We start from the raw sequence: 21,147 nt of genomic DNA on the forward strand, positions 1-21,147 counted from the left end.
TGCCGGTGCTTGAAATAGCCTGCGGCACAGCACTTACCAGATTCTTTCAGTCCTCTGAAAATGATTACGCACCCTCATGACCGCCGAACGTTCACGCGGTGGTCGACTGGTCGATGTCGGTTCGTCGGACGTCGGCGATGTCGAGGACGAGGTCGGGGCCGTATGCCGTGGCAGGCGTCTGGAATCCGGGGGTGGCCTGCCCATTCGAGACGCGTTGCAGGAGCAAGCGGGCGGCGCGCGCGGTGAAGTCGTAGGCTTCCGGTCCGCTCAGAGTGGCCGTGGCGGTCCGGCCGTCGGGGGTGCTCGCACGCGCCCACGCGTAGCTGGATCCTTCGGCAAGTTGCTCGGGGGTTGGGCCGGCGGGCAGTCTGCGGATGAGCGCGTTCATGGTGGCGTGCCAGGCCGCGGAGTCGAACACGAAGGGCAGGCGGGGCGCGAGGCGCATGAGGGTGGCCACCGGGCCGGGAAGTACCGCGTAGGTGTCGATGTCGGGGATGCCGGTCGAGTGGCCCGCGGTGCACAGATCGGCGCGCCACGGGTTGGTGACCGCGGTTTTCGGTCCCTGCCCGAAATCGACGGTGAGCCTGCGGGCGGCGGCGCGTTGGGGAATCAGCTCACCACCCGCGCGGCGCACACCTTCGTGGGCGAGATCGCGGAGCAGGGTCGCCGCGGTCCCGCGCGACAGTCCGCCGACCGTGTGGAACGCGAGTTCGAGGTGCGTCGCGTCGGGCAGGCCGCGGTGTACGTGCACGGCGAGGCAGTCGGTGGGCACGACGCCGAATCCCGCGCCGGGCAACAGCATGACGCCCGCCCGCACGGCCTGCTCGTGATAGGTCTCGCACTGCTGGAACTCGGGGACCTCCCCGGCCAGATCCAGGTAGTGGGTCCCGGTCGCCAGGCAGGCACGAATCAAACGCGGCGCGGTCGCGTGAAAGGGACCGGCACAGTTCAGCACCACGTCGACATCGGCGAGACCCGCTTCGACGGCGGCGGGATCATCCAGGCCGAAAACCCGACTCGGCAACGACATTCGCTCGCCCATGGCGGCGACCTCGCGCGCGTCGCGTCCGGCCAGGACGGGACTCAGCCCAGCCGAGACCGCCTCGTCCGCGCACAGCCGACCGATGTATCCGGTGGCCCCGTAGATCAGCGCCGTGGTCACGCCGACCTCCGCACAGCCGTCTCCACCAGAGCTTCGAGCCAACGCTGATGCTGCCGATGCAGGCCGCGCCGCATGGCGGGCGCCAACAGCCGCGCCGCCGTCCCGCGCTGGACCTCTTCGGTCACGACGTGACAACCGCCGTCCTCGGTCGGCGTGAGCTCCCAACGGTGGTAACCCGTCGACCCCAAAGCCGCTCCATCCCAAGCCAACCGACGCGCGGGCACGAATTCCCGCACCGTGCTGGACACCCTGAGCCCGAAGGTCGTCCACCGGAATGTCACACCGTCGGAAAGATCCCGGCCGCCGGGAACGACGACGGCGCGGGAGTTGGAATACCAAGTGGGCCAAGCGGTCGCCGCGACGAGCACCGGCCACAGCTCCTCGGCGGCCACGGTCGTGAAGATCTCGTTGCGGGCGTGGACAGCACATTCGGGCGGTGTGAGCCCCGGAGGCCATCGGTCGGTCGTGTTGTTCATCGAGAGTCCTTCGAGCGCGGACAGGAGCGCGCGGCTCCCGCCTTCGGTGAATGATGAGGTTGTCGTGAGTTCGGCCTGCGCGATCAGGACGACCGCTCGGGACCGTCCCGATCGGCTCCCGCGATGAGCAGCGCGACACCGCGGCGCAGCAGCCGCCGGGGCACATCGGGATCGGACAGGTCGGCTTCCAGACCGCGCGCGAAAGCCAACAGGAGTTCGGCCAGCTCCGGCCCGTCCGCCTCGGGACGAGCCGCGGTCACCGTGGCCGCGAGCAGGTTTCGCATCGCGACGTCGTAGTCGCCGATCAGGTCGGCCAGCAGGCGGGCATCGGGCCCGAGCAGTTCGGCCGCGTGCGCGGGGCTGTCGCGCCACAGCCCGAGAACCATCTCGAGTTTCGCGTCGAGGATGCCGACCAACCGCTCGGCCATACCGCCCGGGACGACCGCCGCGGCGCGGGCGCGCGCCGACGAGGCGTCCAACAGCCGGGCGCCGAGGCGGCGATAGGCATCATCCTTGCCCCGCACGTACTGGTAGACCGCCGGACGGGACATCCCCGCCTCCCGCGCGATGTCGTCCATCGTCGTGCGCCGCACCCCGTGCCGGGTGAAGCACACGTAGGCCGCGTCCAGGATCTGCTCGATCCTCCCCTCTTCCGACATGCTGACAATCTTTGCACAGAATGTCAGATTGTCCAAGCAGGGCGTTCCCGACCGCACAACGGGCCGGATATCAGGGCTGTTCGGCGAACCCGATCAGGAAGGGATACTCCGGTCCGTGCTTGTCGCCGCGAGTCGGATAACAGCCGACCTCATCGATCCGCACGACGGTGCCGTCGAGCTCGCAGCGATTACCTTGTTCCAGCATGCGCAGCAACGGGTCAACGGCCTCGATGGGATAGAGGGTTTCGACGCCCGTGTAGCACAGGCCGTTTCGGTCCGCCTCGGCGTTGTCGAACCGGTACATCTTCAATTCGGACACGCAGAGGATCGGCTGGGACAGGACTGCGGTCATCGCCCGCGCATACTCCGGAAGCTCATCGGTGACCAGTCGCAGCAGCGTTTCGGCGTATCCGGCGGTCCGCGCGCAGTCGTAGGAGCAGGGCATATAGGAGATCAGGCCGAAAAGGGTGTGCCGGAGAAACGGGTTGCACAGGACCGACGGCCGCCCGCCGGTATTGCGCAGCGCGGCGAAGTAGGTGTTGTCGTTGTGCCAGTTGTTGCGTTGTCGGAAGAACTCCTGACAGCAGCGGGGATATCCGAGTGTGTCGCCGAACTTGTCGTGATCGGCGCGGTGCTTGTTCACGATGTGCCCGTTGACGGCGAGCGGATACCACCCGGTGCCGACGACCTCGTCGAGGCGGATCGAGTCCCGCGCCAGGAAGACGTGCGCTTCGGTTCCCGGCCGCTGTATCGCGGAGAAGCCCGCCCTCGTGGTGGTGAGCTGTTCCGGCGGCACCTTGCGCAATTCGTCGGAATCACGGTCGAAGTACGCGTCCACGTAGTATTCGAGCGGCAGATCCTCGATCATCTTCTCGAAGGCGGGCCAACCCTCGTAGGGAATCCACACGTCCATGGCCGGTTTCAGTCCGGCGGCGACCGCGATGAGTGCGGGCAGTTGCGCACCGCCCTGAGTCGCCGCGACGAAGTGGCGGTACTTGCTCGCGAGTACCTGCGCGGTGGCGGCGGCGGTCATGCCGCGGGGCAGGCAGAGCGGAGCCGGATCGGCGGCCGCCGCGGAAGGACGCGGTCGCAACGCCCACGATCGCGACCGCCGCTCACGTTCGATCGCACCGCGCAGGTCGTCCGGGGCATTCCGGTGTCGGATGAAGTCGTCGATATGGGTGAGCAGATAGAGGGCGTCGTCGTAATGTCCTCGGTGGCGCAGAGCGAAGGCGAAACACTGCCAGAGGTACGGGCTCGTGGGCGCGTGCCGCACGCATTCGGCATACCGCGACGCGGCTTCGGTGTAGTCGCCGACCACGTAGGCCGAATGCCCGGCCGCGAGTGCGCCGACCAAGGTCAGGGTGTCGCGTGCGGCGAGTACTTTCGACAATTCCTCCAGTCGCCGCTCGCTCTCGAAAAGGCGGACGCGGTCGAGTATCACGTCGCCCGGATACCAGTCGGTGAGTAGCGGATCCGGAGACCAGTCACCCGGCAGGCCGAGCGCGAACAAGATGGTCTGATCGGTCCCGTCGCCGTTGCGCGCAGCCGTGGCCGTTCCCGGTCCGGGTGAGCCGAGATACGGGTGCGAATCGCGCCAGCGCTCGCGATGCTCGCGCAGCACGTCGTCCTCGTGCGTCTTGACGCTCGACGGCGGCGCGGGTATCGCCGCGCGATGATGTTCGCATTGCCGTTCGAGAGCATCGACGAGCGCACTGCCGAACGGCGACAATGTGGCGTTGTCCCGCAGTTCGGCGATTCCGGCTTCCACTTGACGGCCGATGCGGTAGGCGCGGCCGAGTCCTGGGCCGTCCTCGCCGTTCAGATCATCGGGCATCAACTGGTAGAAGCCGAGGACGGCCGTGAAGGTATATACGGCGTGCAGTACGCCCGTGAGCGGGCGGGCGTCGTCTCGCCAGGGCGAGTAGTACATGGCCTCGGTCGTCGGACCGACCACCAGCGGATCCAGATTCATGAGGGCGTTGAGCTTCTGGTGGCCGTGTTCGTGGACCAGGGCCTCCGTGATCTGCCACTCGGTCCCCAACGATATGGTCACCATTCCGGGTGCCTCGTGGAAACTGCCGCTCAGATGCAGACGCCGATCCGGCGAGGTGACCGGGACGAGCGCCCGGATTCCGAGCGTCATCTCCGAACCGAGCGCGGGTGACAGCGCGGTGATCCTGCTCCAGCATCCGGCCAAGATGTCGGTCCACCGACGAGTGGCGGCCTCGGTCAGATCCTCGAAGAGGTAGTCGATGCGCCCGCCGAGCCGCAGATCGTGGTCGAGACTGTTGAGTTCGACGCCATTGGGCAGCCGCGCGACCGAGAGGACGCGGACCGCTACGCCCGAACCCGCCGAGATCACGCCGTCCCGCACGATCAACTCGACCCGACCGCACGGGACCGCCCCGGCGACCTCGACCACCACACCCGCCCCCGGCAGGCTGACCCGCCCCCGCACATCGGTGCGCGCCGTGCAGGTCACGGTGCCGCGACCGGACAACAGCACCGCCGCGGCGGCGAAGCGGGCGAACGCCGCGAGGTGTTCGGTGAAATGCATATCCGGGAAACGCTCGTGTGCGCCCCTGGCGATCAGCCCGTAGGCCACATCGGTCCAGAAGCACGCGCTGGGATGGGCGAGGACGGTGCGTTGAATCGCCGCGGGCTGCCGCCGAAGCACCTCGAACGCGGTGTCGAAATCGGACTTCGCCACCCACGGCGCCGCCTCGACCACGAGGAAGTCCCGTAACCGACGCAGTCCCAACAGGTTACGGTGATAGCTCGCGGTGAACAGCGCTTCGACGCAGTCGCGGTCCGGAGCGACCGGGAGGGCGAGATCCGCGACCGTCCCGGCATCGAAACGGATCGAAGATGGCATGGCCGTCACACTCCGGTGTCAGGCAGGCGCGGACGGAGGTCCGCGGCAACGGCGGCGGTGATCTCGGTGATCAACTTCGCGAGGTCGGCGCAATAGACGGAGGTATTCCCGAAGCCGTTGGCGCGCGAGTAGCGCTGCGGAAAGTACCCGCCCCCGCAGACGCCGACGACCGGGCATTTCCGACAGGTTGCACCGAGTTGCCGCCAGCTCTCCTGCCTGGCCGCGACTTTCGGCGAGGCGAGCGCATCGTCGAAGCTGTTGGCGAAGATGTCCAGACCCAGTTGGCACGCGCCGTGATAGGTGATCTTCAGCGTGTCGACGGCCTGGATTTCGCCATTGGTCTCGACCACGATGAAGTCCACGGGCTGCAGGCCCCACTCCTCGGAGGAGTTGATCGCGCCGAGGTACAGCGCGATGATATCGCGAAATCTGCGAATTCGGATACGTTGGGGGCGTTGGTGATACCAGCGATCGAAGACGCGGAGCAACCAGTCGGCGTACGGGGTGGTCGTCAGGGTGTCGCGCTTTCCCGGTGGGCGGAGGTCGTGGTGCGCGAGGGGAAAGAGGAAGTCTATGGAGGACGGCTGATACGCGGCGAAGTAGTCGTACAGTTCGAGCGGGTCGTTGTCCAGGTCGATGACCGCGAGAATTCCACCCCACAGCGCCCTGCCCTCGTCGCTGCTGAGTAGCTCGAGCGCGCGCTCGGCGGCGCGATGGGAAGAGCGTCCCGCATGGTCGAGACGGTGACGATCGTTCGCGCTCCCGAAGCCATCGATACTCAGACCGAAGACGAGATCGTATTCACGGCAGAATTCGAATACCTCGTCGGTATACAGGGTTCCGTTGGTTTGGCCGTTCCATCGCACCGTGACATCCGGCGTGTTCTCGATGACCACGTCGCAGAGCCGCCGCAGGTAGTCGACCCCCATGAGCAGCGGCTCGCCGCCGTGCATCACGAAGTCCACCTCGCGCAGGCCGTGGGCGAGGGCGTGCTCGTTCATCCTGCGGCCGAGCTGAGCCGCCGTACGGAGCGACATCCGCTGCGGCTGATTCCGCCAACTCTGGTCGGCATGGTTGTACACGTAGCAGTAATCGCAATCCAGATTGCATCGAGAAGCGATTTTGCAGATGAAAGAACGGAACGGTGTGCTGGTCGAGGATTGCGCGGCGGAAGAGTACGCGGGCAGCAATTTATCTCGACCAGGAACTGTGCGAACTGAAGGAGCTGAACGAACTGTGCCTGCTGTGTGAACTGAAACTACTGAAGCTGCTGAAACTACTGAAGATCTGCCCAAGGGTGGATCCGTTCGCGGTGATGTCGCGACCGGTCCAGTACAGCTCCTCCAGAACCATCCCCAGCGCGGTATCCGCCAAGCCTTCGATCGAATCGAGATCCAGATCGTATCCGTTCGGCGGAACAACGAGTGAGAACTCTTCGGCCGATTCCGGGGCGTCCGGCGATTCATCCACGACGCTACCCCCCTGTCTTCATCGGATGGCGCGACTTGTTCTGTGGCGCAACTACACTCCGCCGTCGCACGACAATCGTATACCCGGACGCGAGCCTGCGACAGAGATCGATGGTTTTCCGATTCGACAGCACCGAACAGCGCATCCATCGCAACGCCACGCCCCCGGCACCGACAACAACTTTCAACTCATCGGCAGTGGTGACCGACAAGTTGCATCGATGAAACCTGCGACATCTGAACCTTTTATCGTCATGAACCGACGTCAAGAGGTCTCGCATTCCATCCCGCCCCTGAACGCGTTCATGGAGAACCGCGGTCGGCACGTTCGGTCGCCCGCTTCGCTACCTCGACTCTCCTCGATTCTGAATTCATTGCGTGACAGCGTGGCCCAACTCGAGGCGCCGAGACCTGCGCGGCCTCCGATGAACACTTTGTGCGGCGGCTGTAGCTCATTGCTACGGGGTCGTGACGATCGTCGCGAGGAATCCCGCGATGTAGGCGAGCGCGAACAAGACGGGCGTCCACTGCTCGATGTGGGACAGCGGCCAGTAGCGTTTGCGGTCCTTGCCCTCCCCCAGCGCCCACCATTCGGCTCGCCAGAACGGGGAGGCTGGCAGTCGTTCTTCGAGTGCGCCGACGACCTGGTATTTCGCGCAGTTCAGCAGCCGATAGCTGCGCACCAGGTAGTACCAGGCGAAACACTGGCCGAGCAGCGCCACCAGCGGGATCGCCAACCATTGCGTGGTGGCGGGCGGCGGGGTCCTGCCGAGAGCGACCACGACGGTGATGATTCCGGTATTCAGCGTCAGGAAGAAGGAATTCGCCAGACCGCGGCGCGCGCTCACCCGATCGGCCATCTCGACGCACAGACGATACTGTTCGAGAACGGCGTGCTCATAGCCGACGGTATGGCATTCGGCCCCAGGCTCTTTCGGTGCGTCGTTCCACAGCCGGATGCTCAGCTCGGTCGATGTGTCGTTCCCGCTCACCGTCCACCTCCTCGTCTCATAGCGTCGGGGTGTTCATCGCGTCGGCACAGCCGGGTACGGCCCGGCGAGCCCGATCCAGCTCCGGGGTCGGGGCCGATTTCGCCTGCATTTCCGCCCCGCGCCTGCCCGCTGTGACGAGTACCTGCTGGAAGTTCTCGAATGCCGCGGTCTGCTCCCCCTCCGAGCCTGCCGCACGGATCCGCGTCGCGCTGTCGGCCAGTTCCTGTGCCGTCCGGCGAGTTTCGGTCAGGGATTCCCGCGAATCGAGCGCATTCTCACCGTTGGGCGCATTGCCGAGCGCTTCGGTCTCGTCGGCCAGTCCGTAGAACAGCGCCGACATGTCCGAGGCGATGTCGGCGAGGCCGGTCTGCGCGGCGGGACCGGTCGTCTCCAGCATCCGGCGGGTCAGATCCTGCATTCGCCCCTGGTATCGCATCGAGATCTCGCATTCGGCCCTGACGTATTCGTCGAGGCCGACCGCGGGCGGATCGCCGCCGCAGCCGCCGATGGCGACCGCGACGATCACCGACGCGACGCCGAGGCGGGCTCGACCTGTCGAGTTCCTTTCGACCATGATGATTCCTCGACTCGTCTATGGACTCGAGCTATCGGGTGGTACCGGCAGTTGTGGGCAGACCGCGACGTAGCCGATGTCCGGCGAGATCCATTCACGCCACTCCCGGTGGCTCATATTCCGCGACACCTTCGCGCACAGATCGTCTCGCCAGGACGACGGGCCAGGCCACAACCAGGCGCTGACGGTGTCGTCCGCCCCGATGTCGAGCGACAGAATCCGTCGGTCGTCGGCGCTGAGCGCGACACGGGCGACGTCGTCGTGGCCGTTGCCGAGCGGGTCGCCGATCGGTGCGCCGATCGACGCGTCCCAGAATCGCAGGGTGCGATCCATGCTGCCGGAGATCAGGATCCGGTCGTCGGCGCTCAGCGCGACACCGCCGATGACGCCCCGGTGCCCGAGCATCGGCGCACCGATCGGCTCGCCCGTTGGCACCGTCCAGCGGCGCAGCGCGTTCGCGCCGCCGACCACCACGGAGTCCCCTCGGCCGCTCACCGCGAGACTGCCCGAAACGTCGGGTCCGGTGGTCGGAGCGCTCACGAGCTCGTGGGTCGCCGCATCCCATATGCGCAGCGAGTAGGAGCTCATCGAAATGATGTGACCACCGTCCGGGCTGAACGCGACCGAACCCACGCGCGATTCGTGCCCGCTCAGGCCTGCGATGTGCGCGCCGGTCGTGGTATCCCACAGGTGGACGATCGCGTCGGAGCCGCCGCCCGCGAGAACACCGCCGTCGGGGCTGAACGCCAGTTTCCAGATCTCGCCATGGAACCCGCGCAGCGGCGCGCCGATCGCGGCGCCGCTTTCGGTGTCCCACAGCCGGATCTCGTCGTCTGCGCTCTCGGAAACGATCCGGCGCCCGTCCGGGCTGAAGACGAGCTCGCGAATCCCCGAACCGTGCCCGGTGAGCGTGCGGATCGGCGCACCGGATTCCGTGTCACGGACGATGACGGTCCGGTCGTCGCCGCCGGACGCGATCCGGCGCCCGTCGGCGCTGACGACCGCGACCGGGACCGGACCCGTGTGGCCGAGCATCGGCCCGCCGATCGGCCGCCCGGTGTCGGTCTCGAACATGCGAAGCGTGCCATCGCGATAGCCCGCGACCATTCGGTGGCTGTCGGGCAGGAACGCCACGCTGCGCGGAATCGGCGCGCCGTCGGTCTCGGCGGGTCCGGTGATCCGTTGTCCGCCTGTGGGACTCCCTTCGACCTGCCAGACCCGGACGGTCCCGTCGAGGCTGCTGGAGACCAGTCGGCCGTCGCGGCCGAACGCGAGGCCACGCACCCAGCCGGTGTGACCGGCCAGCGACCCGATCGGCGCACCCGATTCCGTATCCCACAGCCGGATGGTGGCATCGATGCCCGCGGCGGCGAGCCGACGCCCGTCGGGACTGAACGCGACCACATGTCCCGTGTGCTCGCCACCGTCGAACAACGGATCCCCGGCCACCCCGGAATCCGCGTCGAGCAGCCGGACACGGCCGCTCTGGTCGGCGATCGCGACGTGCCGATTGTCCACACCGAACGCCACCGAGGCCACCGCCTCGCCGATGTCGACGGGCGGGCCGATCGGGGCGTGCTCTACGACATCCCACATGCGCACCGATTTGTCGCTTCCGCCCGATACGACGCGACGGCCGTCCGGGCCGAACGCCACCGTTTCGACCGCCGAGGCGTGTCCGGTCATCGGCGCGCCGAGCTGCCGCCCGGTCGCGGTGTCCCAGAGCCGCACCGTCCCGTCCGAACCGCCGGAAACGACGGTCGCGCCGTCCACGCTGAACGCCACGCCGTAGACGATGCCCTCGTACCCGGTGAACTCGCCGATCATATTGTGCGACTGCGTATCCCACAGCCGCATCACCGGTCCGCCGGTGAGGATGCGGCGTCCGTCGGGACTGAACGCCACGGCCGTCGCGGGAAGCGAGGTGCGGAACGGTTCCCCGATCGGCCGCCCCGTGTCGGCGTCCCACATCCTGAGCTGAGCGCCACCCGTCACGAGACGACGACCGTCCGGGCTGATCGCCACACTCCAGGCCGCGGCGAATTTCCGGATATCGATCCCGCCCTCGGACCGGATCGTCAAGCCGGAGATGGACGGTTCGCCCACCCGGATGATCCTGGTCGTCTGGGCCAGCTTTCCCAGCGTCCGGATCAGCACCCCGGAATCGGCACGCGCCAACCGCTGCGACGCGAGCGCCTCCAGGATCGCCCGCTCGTCGTCACGCGCTCTCGCCCCGCTCAGCATGGCCTCGGACTCGGCGGCCAATCGATGAGCCACCGCGGTGTCGCGCTGATGGATCGCCTCGCGTCGTTGCACCAGCGCGACCCCGGCGGCGGCGAGCGCCACGATCGTGAGCACGACCAGACCGGCGACGGCCGCGCGCCGCAGCCGCCGGAACCGGCGCAGTTCGCGCATGTCCTCGCTCGCGAGCGTGTACTTGTCCTTGCCGTGGATCGGCGCGGCCAGATCGGTGACCTTCTCCCGGAACAGCGCCGCCGCCGGGTCCCACGGCGCGTCGTCTCGGACATCGACATAGAACGGCTCGGTGGGCAGGGCGCCCGGCCTCGTCAACGCGGGCAGCGCCACATCGGACAGTTCGGGGTCGAACCGGGCCGATGCCTCGTCCCATCGCAGCCGCCCGCCCGCGACCACGAACAGCAGCATGCCCGCGCCGCGGCGCTCCAGCCAGTAGGCGACCTCCCGGTCGACCCATTCGGACCCGACCGACCGCGGGGACAGCACGACGATCATGTACCTGGCGCGGTCCATCGCCGCGGTGACCCTGCCCCACAGATCCGGACTCGCGGTCAGGTCGGTGGCATCGCGGAACACGCGCAGCGCGTGCAAGCGCCCGACGCGGCGGCCGATGCGATGCAGCCCCTTCTGTATGCCCGCCGCGACCGGACGGTCGGCGTGGGAATAGGAGAGGAAGGCGTCGTATTCGAACGGCCCGCGCTGTCCCCGCCCCGTTGACTTCGGTGCCTCGACATGTGCGGACATGCTCCTCTCCCTGCCCAGAACGGACGCCCGTGCGGACGGAACCGGGATCATCCGAGACTGCCCCCGATGCGGCGGGAAATCGCGCGTAGCCCACTACCCGATTCCGGGGACAGAGATTTTCGGCCATTTGTTCCCTGTCGGGAAAATTTGGGCGAAAGTATCCCGCACCGCGCACCCGAAGGTGTAGTCAAGAATCAGTAATCCTGTTCGCAAAGTAGAGAACGAGGTTTTCGATGGCTTCGACCCGCAAGCGGAAGCAACTCGTCGTCGGCGGGGCACGATGAGTTTCGTCGAACGGTACGGTCCGTGGGCGTTGGTCGCCGGAGCATCGGAAGGGGTGGGTTCGCGGTTCGCCGAAGCGCTCGCCGAACGGGGACTGAACGTCGTCCTGCTGGCTCGCCGACACGAGGTTCTGGAACGAGTAGCCGCCGACATCCAGCGGCGTCACGGTGTGCGGACACGAACCCTGGCAATTGATCTCGCCACTCCCGATGCCGCCACGACGATCACGGCGGCGGTCGAGGGGCTCGAGATCGGCTTCCTGGTCTACTGCGCGGGCGCGGACCCCAACTACGAACCCTTCCTGAAATCGTCGTTGGCGACAGCCGAGGCGATGCTGGATCGCAACTGCGCGGTGCCGATGCGGTTGTGCCACCGACTCGCCGAGCCCATGGTCGAGCGCGGCCGCGGGGCGATCGTGCTGTTCGGCTCCGGCGCCGGATTCGTGGGAGCGCCGAATATGGCGGTCTACACCGCGTCGAAGGCATTCGACATGGTGTTCGCCGAATCGCTGTGGACCGAGCTGAAACCGCACGGCGTCGACGTTCTCGGACTGATCCTCGGCGAGACCGACACTCCCGCCCTGCGCAGACTCCGCCACGAGCGCGGTCTCGCGGGCCCGGACGACCCGGCGCCGGGAGCCGCCACCGTAGACGAGGTCGTCGCCGAAGCCTTCGCCCACCTGACCAAGGGACCGACCCGCCTGGCGCACAAGAGAATGCGGCGCGGCTTGCGCGTGCTCTACCCCATACCGCGCAACGCCTTGGTACGGCTCACCACCAAACTCGCCGCCAAGGCGATGGGACCCACCGACTGATCTCGCACACCTCCGCCACCGCGGCCTATCCCGAAGCGAACTGCTCGAGCGCGGATCTGGATGGTGCGAAGAAGTAGCCGCCGCCGGTCGGGATCACCCACCGATCGGCGACCGTGATCGTCCGACTGTGGTCGCCTCTGGTCAATTCGGCCACCCGGGGCTGTCCGTCGCCGGTCTGTCCGAGCAGCAGGTCATGGCCCGAATTGCCCTCGGGGGCATTGCGTTTGTTCATCCACGTGGTCGACATCAACTCGAACTGCCGCACCAGCGAGGTCTGATAGGACATGAACAGCAACCCACGATCCCGCGCCTGCGGCGCTTCCCCTTCGACATGGGCCTCGCCCCAGGTGATGCCGCGGCGCAGCATCTGCATCGCCAATGTCTCCGCCGCACCGCCCTTGTCGGTGCCGAGGTCGCGAGGATTCACCTTGCGGATGTGGGCGAACGCGGGGCAGGCGAGTCCGTCGGCGTCGGCCGGAGCGCCCCGGACGGTGCGCAGTTCCCCCGCGGGTGCCAGCGCCAACGGTTCGCGCGCGACCATCGGGTCCGCGCACACCCGCGCCTCCGGCGTCGCACGTGCGAATCCGAATGCGTTGGTGCACAACATATCCGTCGCGTCCACCGGGTCCGCCCGCTGCGGGTTGCGCACCAGCGCGCTGCCGTCGGGCCATCGACCGACCAGTGCGGCGGCGAGCCGCTCGGTATCGACGTCGGCGAATCCGGGCTGGGCGCGCAAGGCCGCGGACTCCGCGGTCAGGAAGGCACGAAAAGTCTCCACGTCCTGACGGAGTCGCCGAAAGGCCAGAAGTGACCCGTTCTTCGTCCACGCCGGTCCCCCGGACACGACCGGACCCGGCACGAGTGGATCGTGCGGATGCGACCCCGGATATCCGAACACGAACTGCCCCGGCCACACCAGCGGCTGCCCGGGACGCGCGTGCGTACGCGCCGGCGGCAGCGCCGGATCCAGCCAACGCCGAGTCAGGTAGTGCCGCTCGGCATCGGACAGCCTGCCCCTGACCCCGACCTGCGAAACCCCGTCCCGAAAGCCGAAATGTTCGGTCTCACCGGGCAATACCCGACCGCGCTGCTGGAACAGCACGGTCGCGGAGCCCGAAGCGTCGAGGAGTTTCCCGACCGCCTCGTCGAGGTCGAGGTCCCGTTCGGCGGCGAGAACGGCGACGACATGCGGTGTGGTCGCCGGTGTTCCGCCGAAACGCCACGTCGAGCGGTGCCCGTCGGTGTGCTCGTCCTGCGGGTCGCCGAGCAGGGTCGAGCGAAATGCCATGCCCGCCTTGAAGGCCGGATCCGTCACCCGATCGGCTTCCGCGCTCAGCATCCGCAGCCCGTCGATGGACAGCGCGAGGCATCGCATGACCGGAGTCGGCGGCCGCTGCTCCCCCGCCCGTGCGGCGCAGCGGCGCTTGTTGCGCTGCGCCAGCACCTCCGCCAGAGTCGAGACTCGCACGTGCGGAGCCCGTAGCCACTTCCGCAGGGTGTCCGCGTCCGGAAACCGCAGTGCCACGACATGTTGGCAGGTGGTTCCGAATCCGGGCAGCACAGCGCCCTGGATATCGTCGACGTCGAGGACCGGCTCGGTGGGCGCGCCAGGCACCGACGGCCCGGTCACCAGATCGGAGTCCGGTTCGAACAGCGGAGTCGTCATATCAGCGGTGTCGGGAAATGATCGCGGATTCGGTCACGGGAGTGGTGTCGACGATATCGATCTCCGCCGCGGCGAGACCAGGGCCGCGCGCGTCGGAGGGGCTGACCGGGCCGAGCAGTTCCCAGTCGATGGCCGAGCAGGAATCCTTCGGGCCGACGACGATTCGGAACGCGGGCCGGTCGGGATCGGCGCAGCACGCGGCGACGCATCCGGCGGCCTCCGGGACACCCGCCGGATTGGTTTCGACCACACCGTAGAGCGCCATCTGGATATGGTCGGTGATATGACCGCCGAACTCGAGTGGGACACCGCCCACCAGCACTTCCGAGCCGGGAGGCGGGGTGAACGTGGCTCGCAGGATGCGCTGCTCGCTCGCGTCGCCGCGCACGACTCGCCACGCGTCGACAGGATCGCCGTCACCGTCGGTGAACGCTCCGGTGTTGAGTGCGGAGATATACAGGCCGACCGGATCGGCCAGGCCGACCCGTTTGCCCGCCGACACCGCGCGGTTGACCGCGAACCCGATCAGCGGATCGCTGGATCGGGAGGCGCCGCCGAAACCCGAACAGCAGATCAGCGTGCCCGGATCGTCGACGATCACGCCGTCGACCGCGCGCAGTACCGTGGCGTCGGCGGCGAGGTTGATCTCGGCCTCGAGGGTGTTGGCCGAGTGGGTCAGGTGCATGATGCCGTCTGTCGTCGTCCAGCGATTGAGGACGTTGTAGTCCCCGGCACGGGCCCAGATACGCCACCGCCCGTCGATGCTGATCGCGACGTCGTGGTCCCAGAACAGTTCGGACAGTTCCACATTCGCGTCGACGTGTTCGCGATACAGCCGCAGACACAACTCGGGGTCGGTGGCGATGTGGGTCCAGTACTCGGGCCCCTCACAGGAGAAATCGACGCGGGTGATCCTGCCCGCGTCGTCGCGGTGGGTGAACCATTCGCAGTACTCGTCCTGCTGGCGCCGGAACAGCGTGAGCGGTTCGCCGAGCATGCCCCCGCGCACCGCCCGAGGGGCGCGTCCCCCCGGCCGCCATTCGGCGAGGGTCTCCGCCGATCGCTGCCGAGCCAGTTCCGGATCGGGGGCGGTGGCGAACCACGATCGCAGCGCGAGCGGGAATCCGTCCCACGCGATCGGCACCACGTCACCCGCGCTGTCGAGCGCGTCGAAGAACGCGGCCGAATCGGCGGCCCTGGCGCCTACCCACCCGCTGACCGTCTTGTGCCAACCGTCGGCGAGCGCGGCGGGATCGGCGCCGTGCGCGAAATCATCGATGTTCCCGGGGGCGCCGTAGCGTGACATCGCATCCCTTTCAGGGTTGTGGGCGGAGTGGTGAGCCGAGGTCGGCTGGTTCGGAGTCCACGGTGTCCTCGGAGTCGAAGACGTGGTCGCCGCATTCGACGGCCTGGTCTCCGAGTGTCCGCAGATCGGCCGCATCCATGAATACCGCCGATATCCGAACCATTGCCATTACGCGCTCCCCCCGCGGATGTCGGTGGAACGCCGAACTCGGATATCGTCCACAGCCGCACCAATATTAGAGTTCGACGCCACCCGCGTCCAGACCTTTTGATCTCTTTCGCACACCACTCGAACGACACGAATGTCACCGTAGAGTGCTCCACACCGCGCTTTACCGGAAATCCGGTACCTACCACTATTCGGCGCGAGATCCGCAACCGGAGTCCGCACTGCGAGAGAATTCTTCCAACTCCGAGATGAATGCGCGATGCCGGTCGTTGTAGTCGAACTCACCCGAGCGGAACACTGCAAATCGTGTATTTCACCGTGCCGTACTCGATGTTGGTCGAAATAATAAAGACCGGTCCCGATTCACGACCGGACCGCTGGACGCGGCTGCAACGGCGATCGCTTCGACGCGCCCGTCGCGACCGGCAGCGCGGTCGCGTATCCGAACTTGTCGCAGATCAACGGAAGTCGGAAGCGTGATCAATGGCCCACTGCGCGAACGTGTGCGCGGGCCTTCCGATGATCTCGGCGACACCGGTCGGTACCGGCGCCGGTACGCCGATACCGGCTTTCCAGCCCGCCAGGATGCCGTCGACAGCGAAGGGCGGCAAGGTTTTCAGGAGTTCCGCGCGGGCCTGGTCGACGGTGGTCGAATCGACCGCGATATCGCGGTCGACGGCCTCGCCGATATGACGCACCTGCTGCCGCAGGGTCAACGCCTCGGGGCCGGTGACCGAATACGCACGTCCTTCGTGCCCCGGCTCGGTCAGCGCGGCGACCGCGAGCGCCGCCAGATCCTTCTCGTGGACCGGCGTGGTCAGCGCATCGGGATACGGCAACCGGACGACGCCTTCCTCCCGGATCGACTTCTGCCACCACCACAGCGCGTTCGTCGCGAACATGCCAGGCCGAATGAATGTCCAGTCCATACCGGACTTCTGGATGGCGGACTCGACGACGGCATGCGCGACCCCGATCGGGCTCAGCGCGGCATCGCCCATCACGACGGCCGCGGACGAGAGCAACACCACCTGCCGCACCCCCGCCGACTCGGCCGCCGCGACGAACCCTTCGATCCCATCGGGCTTGGCGTAGAGGAACACTCGGCGCGCACCCTCGAGCGCGGCCGAAACAGTCTCGGGCCGTTCCAGATCCGCGGCCACTACCTCGACGCCGGACGGGAACCCCGCCGCACCGGGATCCCGACTCGTCCTACGGACCCGCACACCCGCCGAATCCAACCCCGCCGCAACATATTTTCCGACATTTCCACTCGCTCCGAAAACAACCGTCGTCATGCCGAACACCGTAGAGGCACGGACTTACCACCGGTATGGACATACCCCCGGGTAAGCTCCGGACATGACAGCAAGCTCCCAGGCCAAGCACCGCGTCTGGCAGGATGCAAGTGACACATTCAACAGCGATTGCCCCGTGCGCGAAGTACTCGACCACATCACCAGCCGCTGGGCCATGCTCATCCTGACCGCGCTGACCCGAGGACCATTGCGCTTCGCCGAGTTGCACAGACTGATCGACGGAATCAGCGAGAAGATGCTGTCGCAGACCTTGCGCATGCTCGTGCGAGACGGTCTGGTCGCACGCACCGTCGAGCCGACGACCCCGCCCCGAGTCAGCTACGACCTCACCGAACTCGGCCACGGCCTCACCGAATCACTGCATCCATTCCTGGATTGGATCTACCGGCACGTCCCCGACGTGGTGCAGGCGCAGCACCGCCACGATCAAGACCGCGAATAGACCGGTACAGCCTCGTCCGCCGAGCAGCACCCGCGAAGAACTCGCCGCACTCCTCGCCCCGAACGACACATAGGTCCCCACACGACCTGAACTCCGAATCACCGATCGGTGTAGCTCGGCCGGATCGGCCGGGTCACCCCCGCGCGTCAGGGCAGGTCGGTGGACAGAAAGGTCAGCGGTAGTCCCCGCACCGAAAGTTCGACCTCGTCGAGAGCGTAGCCCTCGCCTTCGCGGTGCTGACGGTATCGAATCTCCGCGCCGTACCGTTTCGCGAGTTCTTCGGCATCGGGGGCGTCGGGTACGCGGATCACCACCGAGAACACGCCTGGGCCCCGACTTGCGAGGAATTCGGCGACCGCGCTGCCGTCGCCGGTTTCGCCGGGCATCGGACTCACCAGTTCGATGCCGCGATCCCAGTCGAGCAGCACCCGCAGGCCGAGATCGTCCAACTCGAAATCGCTGAATACGAAACCCAATTCGGTGAACATCCGGGCCGCCTCCGCCAGCGCGAGCGGGTGCACCGCGAACACGATGTGATGCAGCCGAGCCCCGGCGGCGGTCTCCCCTGCGGTCATGGGCGTCCTTCCGTCGGTCGGCTCCGCACAGAAGTCAACAGCGTTGACACCCAGAAGTCAACAGCGTTGACCGACTCCGGCTATCGTGGCGTTGCCCCCGGTTCGATCGCGATGAGAGTGGACGATGCCCCGATCACAGGACGGCGCGGTTCCCGCCCGCGCGCGCTCGCCGCGTCCGTCGTCGACCGCCGACACGATCCTGCGTTGCGCGACCGAACGATTCCGCCGACACGGCTACACGCCGACCTCGGTGCGCGCCATCGCCAACGACGCGGGCGTCGATCCGGCGCTGGTGATCCGCCACTTCGGCTCAAAGGAAGAACTCTTCCTCCGAACCGTCCCCAACCGAGGGTTCTGGAACGACGTCCTGGCCGGTCCACTGGCAACCCTCGGCACACGCCTGGTGGAGTTCCTGCTGAGCCACGCTTCCGACGAGATGCTCGGAATGCACACCGCATTGGTTCGCGCGTCGGACAGCGCCGCCGTGCGATCCAAGCTCAACGAGGTCGTCGAGCAGTCGTTCATCGACCAACTGAAAGACCGCCTGCCCGGCCCCGATCCGGTGCTGCGCGCCCGCCTGATCGCCGCGCAGATCGGCGGTCTCCTACAAGCGCTCAGCATCTCCGACGAGACGCTCCGCGACTACGACCACTCCTGCGTGATCGCCGTGTACGGGCGAGCCATACAGTCCACCGCCACCGGAATTTAGGACTATTTCGATTGCGGTGCAACAATATTCGCAGAGGACGAACGTAGAGCGCAGCGCTGCGGGCGAGGTGAGCGCTGCCCGTACGCCGAGTGCGCACAGCGACCCCGACTCGATCCGTCGTTGACCCCTTCGCCGCGAATCACCATCTCCTGTCGGGACTTGTCGCTAATGTCACGCACATGGACGCGGTGCAAGTGCAGAAGAAGCTCGAACTCTCTCCCGATGAGGACTTCGTTCTCACGGCGTGGCAGTACCGGATGATGCAGCGCGACATCGCCGCGTCGAAGGGCAAATATCTCGCGTCCAAGCGGGAGATGCGTAACACCTTCCGCGTCAACGCGGTTGCGGCCATCGGGCAGCGAGATCGAGGCGACTGGTCCCCCGCCGTCGCCGAGGTGGTTCAGCGGATCGCCGCCGATGGCGAGTCCCCGAATCTCGAAGCGCTCGAATCCGCTGTGCCGCAGATCTCCTCGGTCGTGACGAGACGGTCACGGGCGCTGCTTCTGCTCATCGACCTGTACGGCTTCGAGCCGTGGGTAGCGGGCAAATGGGAGAAGGCTGTGCGCGCCGAAGCTCTTGTCGCCGCTCATGCTTCGATGGACCAGCTGCACCCCGAAGACCTGCATGCCGTGGAAGCCGCGTACAAGGACGCGATCAAGAAGCTGTCGAAGGCGAGTAACTGGACCAAATACGCGCTCCTGGCCGGTGCGGGCCTCGGACTCGGGGTACTGACCGGCGGTCTCGCCGCACCGGCGATCGCGGGCGCGTACGGTGCACTGGTTCTCGGCTATTCGGGCGCGGTCGCCACTTCCGCGGGTCTCGCCGCGATCGGCGGCGGTTCCATCGCCGCGGGCGGCCTCGGGATGGCCGGTGGCGCCGCGATCATCACCGGGTTGGGCGGCGCGGCGGGTGCGGGGGCTTTCACGCTCGCGGGCAAGGCTTCCGGGTTCACGGCGGCTCGCATCGCGGCCGACGCCATCCGTCTGCACGTCGTGACCCAACTCGTGCTTCGCGATGTCGACGGCAACGAGGAGGCGGCGAAGGCCGTCATCGTCGGTCTTCGCGAGCGGGTCACGAACCTCGGCAAGACGGTGGTGACTCTCGCGGAGCGAATCGAGAACCTTCGGGCGCAGCTGGAGACCAAGCAGGCGGAGGTGGATGCCGAGCGAGGTCGGCGGCTCGCGGCCGAGGATCGCGTCGCACGCTTCCGCGGCGTCGCCGACCGGCTCAAGGAGCGCGTCACGGGACCCGAAAACGATGAACTGCAGGCATTGCTCGCCGAGCTGGATGAGCTCGAAACCGAGAAGAAGACCGTCGAGACCGTCGCCCAGGGCGTCGCCGTCCTCGCCGACGATCTCGAGGACGCGGCGTGAGCACCGGGATCGGCGACGACCACATCGGCAATCTGGACGCACTTACGCGCGACCTGGACGCCATCGAATCCATCACCGCGGCAGCGCTTTCGGACACACCGATCGATCATGCCGCAGCACAGCGCATAACGAGCACTCCGACGGAGCTCACCCATGCCGAACTCACCGCGCACCATCGGCGGCTTCGCGAGGACCTGGGTTGGGGCGAGCCAGAATGGGCCGACATCCTCGACCCGATCGCACTGGCGCGGCTCGATGAATGGCGTGCGACCCAACGGCTTCCATGGGAACGTGGCGACCTGGTGGTCGTCGGCGTCTCCGGCCTCATCGGCGCACTCGGCAACCTCTACGACAACCACGTGGACGCCGCGGTGCTCGGCGGCCTGTCCTTGTTGAAGAACAGCGATCTGCTGCGCCGGTGGGAGAAGCAGACCGCCCGACTCCCGATCGACTACACCGGCCCGAAATTCGGCGGTCCGGCACATCGTGTCCGGTCCGCTGGCCACGATATCGGTCGATTCTTCGCCGCCCTGAAACAGATTCGCACGGGCACCTTCGAAGGCACATGGTGGGAAGACGGACGACAGGTGATCGAACAGGTGACCCGGACTCGCTCCGGCCTGCCGTTCGCGCAAGTCCGCGAGCCCCATCTCGCGGTCGCGCTGCTGCTGAAGCACTGGGCCGCCGACTTCGTCACCCCGATGAGCCTTCCGCTGCCGGGCTGGACACTTCTCTACGAGATGCCGAACGCCGACTTGCGAAAGTTCGCCCACGACGCCTACGCCGGAACGAACTCCGGCGACGGACTGAATCTGCGCTCCGGAGTACTGACTCCCGGTCTCGGCATGCTCGCCACCGAAATCGTCATCCGAACCCACACCCACCTCGACGCCTACCGCTCCACCGGCACCCCGCGCCTGTCGACCGCCACGACGGCCAAACGCACCGAGATGCTGCTCGCCGCCCACGCCGCGGCCGGAGCGATCAGCCTGTCGAAGACCGCCGCGGCCGCCATCGCCGGTGAAACCGTGGTCGCCGCCAGGCATCTCGACGTGCCCGTACTCATGCGGACCGGAATGCTCGCGCTGAAAGCCCGCTCCGATGCCGCCGCACGCGCACGGGCCGGGGCGCCCTCGTGGGAACAACTACTGGCCGACGAAGCAGCGACATGGACCCTGCCCGAGGCGATCACCATCGCGGACCTGTTGACCGACCCGCACGCCGACTCCGCCCCGCCGCCGCGTATGGACCCGACAACGCTCTAGCCTGCCCCCCTTCGAAGC

At 67.1% G+C, this 21,147-nt stretch carries 19 protein-coding genes; 5 read left to right on the forward strand and 14 right to left on the reverse strand.

Annotation, left to right across the window (positions count from 1 at the left end; all coding sequences use genetic code 11):
* Nucleotides 1–91: 91 nt before the first annotated feature.
* The 9 genes from IT779_RS10000 to IT779_RS10040 all read right to left on the reverse strand — a co-directional run bounded on the left by IT779_RS10000 (nucleotide 92) and on the right by IT779_RS10040 (nucleotide 11,210).
* Nucleotides 92–1,162: a saccharopine dehydrogenase family protein gene (locus IT779_RS10000; protein WP_196148943.1), complete on the reverse strand. Its 1,071-nt coding sequence runs from the start codon at nucleotides 1,160–1,162 to the stop codon at nucleotides 92–94.
* Nucleotides 1,159–1,638, reverse strand: coding sequence for an SRPBCC domain-containing protein (locus IT779_RS10005; protein ID WP_196148944.1), 480 nt, complete (start codon nucleotides 1,636–1,638; stop codon nucleotides 1,159–1,161). The genes IT779_RS10000 and IT779_RS10005 overlap by 4 nt, the downstream gene beginning before the upstream one ends.
* 83 nt (nucleotides 1,639–1,721) lie before the next feature.
* On the reverse strand, nucleotides 1,722–2,297 hold the full coding sequence (locus tag IT779_RS10010) for a TetR/AcrR family transcriptional regulator (RefSeq protein WP_196148945.1): 576 nt from the start codon (nucleotides 2,295–2,297) through the stop codon (nucleotides 1,722–1,724).
* Between the two features lie 70 nt (nucleotides 2,298–2,367).
* Entirely contained in the window at nucleotides 2,368–5,175 is a 2,808-nt protein-coding gene (locus IT779_RS10015; protein ID WP_196148946.1) for an aKG-HExxH-type peptide beta-hydroxylase, read from the reverse strand.
* A 5-nt stretch (nucleotides 5,176–5,180) separates the two neighbouring features.
* Nucleotides 5,181–6,470: an FxsB family cyclophane-forming radical SAM/SPASM peptide maturase gene (locus tag IT779_RS10020; protein ID WP_332838747.1), complete on the reverse strand. Its 1,290-nt coding sequence runs from the start codon at nucleotides 6,468–6,470 to the stop codon at nucleotides 5,181–5,183.
* Nucleotides 6,367–6,645 carry a hypothetical protein gene (locus IT779_RS38735; RefSeq protein ID WP_196148948.1) on the reverse strand — a complete coding sequence of 93 codons (279 nt, stop codon included), beginning with the start codon at nucleotides 6,643–6,645 and terminating at the stop codon, nucleotides 6,367–6,369. The genes IT779_RS10020 and IT779_RS38735 overlap by 104 nt, the downstream gene beginning before the upstream one ends.
* A 457-nt stretch (nucleotides 6,646–7,102) precedes the next feature.
* Nucleotides 7,103–7,636, reverse strand: coding sequence for a RipA family octameric membrane protein (locus IT779_RS10030; protein ID WP_196148949.1), 534 nt, complete (start codon nucleotides 7,634–7,636; stop codon nucleotides 7,103–7,105).
* A gap of 16 nt (nucleotides 7,637–7,652) precedes the next feature.
* On the reverse strand, nucleotides 7,653–8,210 hold the full coding sequence (locus IT779_RS10035) for a hypothetical protein (RefSeq protein WP_196148950.1): 558 nt from the start codon (nucleotides 8,208–8,210) through the stop codon (nucleotides 7,653–7,655).
* 18 nt (nucleotides 8,211–8,228) lie between these two features.
* Nucleotides 8,229–11,210 carry a toll/interleukin-1 receptor domain-containing protein gene (locus IT779_RS10040; RefSeq protein ID WP_196148951.1) on the reverse strand — a complete coding sequence of 994 codons (2,982 nt, stop codon included), beginning with the start codon at nucleotides 11,208–11,210 and terminating at the stop codon, nucleotides 8,229–8,231.
* Between the two features lie 280 nt (nucleotides 11,211–11,490).
* On the opposite strand from IT779_RS10040, the gene IT779_RS10045 reads away from it, so the two are divergent.
* Nucleotides 11,491–12,306 carry an SDR family NAD(P)-dependent oxidoreductase gene (locus tag IT779_RS10045; RefSeq protein ID WP_196148952.1) on the forward strand — a complete coding sequence of 272 codons (816 nt, stop codon included), beginning with the start codon at nucleotides 11,491–11,493 and terminating at the stop codon, nucleotides 12,304–12,306.
* A 25-nt stretch (nucleotides 12,307–12,331) separates the two neighbouring features.
* Here the strand turns inward: IT779_RS10045 and IT779_RS10050 are convergent, their stop codons facing one another.
* The 4 genes from IT779_RS10050 to IT779_RS10065 all read right to left on the reverse strand — a co-directional run bounded on the left by IT779_RS10050 (nucleotide 12,332) and on the right by IT779_RS10065 (nucleotide 16,744).
* Nucleotides 12,332–13,972: a Dyp-type peroxidase gene (locus IT779_RS10050; protein WP_196148953.1), complete on the reverse strand. Its 1,641-nt coding sequence runs from the start codon at nucleotides 13,970–13,972 to the stop codon at nucleotides 12,332–12,334.
* 1 nt (nucleotide 13,973) lies between these two features.
* Nucleotides 13,974–15,278: a hypothetical protein gene (locus tag IT779_RS10055; protein ID WP_196148954.1), complete on the reverse strand. Its 1,305-nt coding sequence runs from the start codon at nucleotides 15,276–15,278 to the stop codon at nucleotides 13,974–13,976.
* Between the two features lie 10 nt (nucleotides 15,279–15,288).
* Nucleotides 15,289–15,447: a hypothetical protein gene (locus tag IT779_RS10060; RefSeq protein WP_196148955.1), complete on the reverse strand. Its 159-nt coding sequence runs from the start codon at nucleotides 15,445–15,447 to the stop codon at nucleotides 15,289–15,291.
* A gap of 457 nt (nucleotides 15,448–15,904) precedes the next feature.
* Nucleotides 15,905–16,744: an SDR family oxidoreductase gene (locus IT779_RS10065; protein WP_196148956.1), complete on the reverse strand. Its 840-nt coding sequence runs from the start codon at nucleotides 16,742–16,744 to the stop codon at nucleotides 15,905–15,907.
* 64 nt (nucleotides 16,745–16,808) lie between these two features.
* On the opposite strand from IT779_RS10065, the gene IT779_RS10070 reads away from it, so the two are divergent.
* Complete coding sequence (locus tag IT779_RS10070) at nucleotides 16,809–17,207, forward strand: winged helix-turn-helix transcriptional regulator (RefSeq protein WP_196148957.1); 399 nt, start codon at nucleotides 16,809–16,811, stop codon at nucleotides 17,205–17,207.
* 146 nt (nucleotides 17,208–17,353) lie between these two features.
* Here the strand turns inward: IT779_RS10070 and IT779_RS10075 are convergent, their stop codons facing one another.
* Complete coding sequence (locus IT779_RS10075; RefSeq protein WP_196148958.1) at nucleotides 17,354–17,782, reverse strand: VOC family protein; 429 nt, start codon at nucleotides 17,780–17,782, stop codon at nucleotides 17,354–17,356.
* Nucleotides 17,783–17,906: 124 nt separating this feature from the next.
* Between IT779_RS10075 and IT779_RS38465 the strand changes: the two genes are divergently transcribed.
* From IT779_RS38465 to IT779_RS10090, 3 genes are all read left to right on the forward strand, one after another.
* Nucleotides 17,907–18,491, forward strand: a complete 585-nt coding sequence (locus IT779_RS38465) for a TetR/AcrR family transcriptional regulator (RefSeq protein WP_196148959.1) — start codon at nucleotides 17,907–17,909, stop codon at nucleotides 18,489–18,491.
* A 179-nt stretch (nucleotides 18,492–18,670) separates the two neighbouring features.
* The gene (locus IT779_RS10085) at nucleotides 18,671–19,864 is read left to right on the forward strand and encodes a coiled-coil domain-containing protein (RefSeq protein ID WP_196148960.1); all 1,194 of its coding nucleotides are present in this window, start codon (nucleotides 18,671–18,673) and stop codon (nucleotides 19,862–19,864) included.
* The gene (locus tag IT779_RS10090; RefSeq protein ID WP_196148961.1) at nucleotides 19,861–21,129 is read left to right on the forward strand and encodes a hypothetical protein; all 1,269 of its coding nucleotides are present in this window, start codon (nucleotides 19,861–19,863) and stop codon (nucleotides 21,127–21,129) included. The genes IT779_RS10085 and IT779_RS10090 overlap by 4 nt, the downstream gene beginning before the upstream one ends.
* Nucleotides 21,130–21,147: the final 18 nt, after the last annotated feature.

Origin of the sequence: Nocardia bovistercoris, assembly GCF_015674855.1 — a bacterium.
Lineage (GTDB): Bacteria > Actinomycetota > Actinomycetes > Mycobacteriales > Mycobacteriaceae > Nocardia > Nocardia bovistercoris.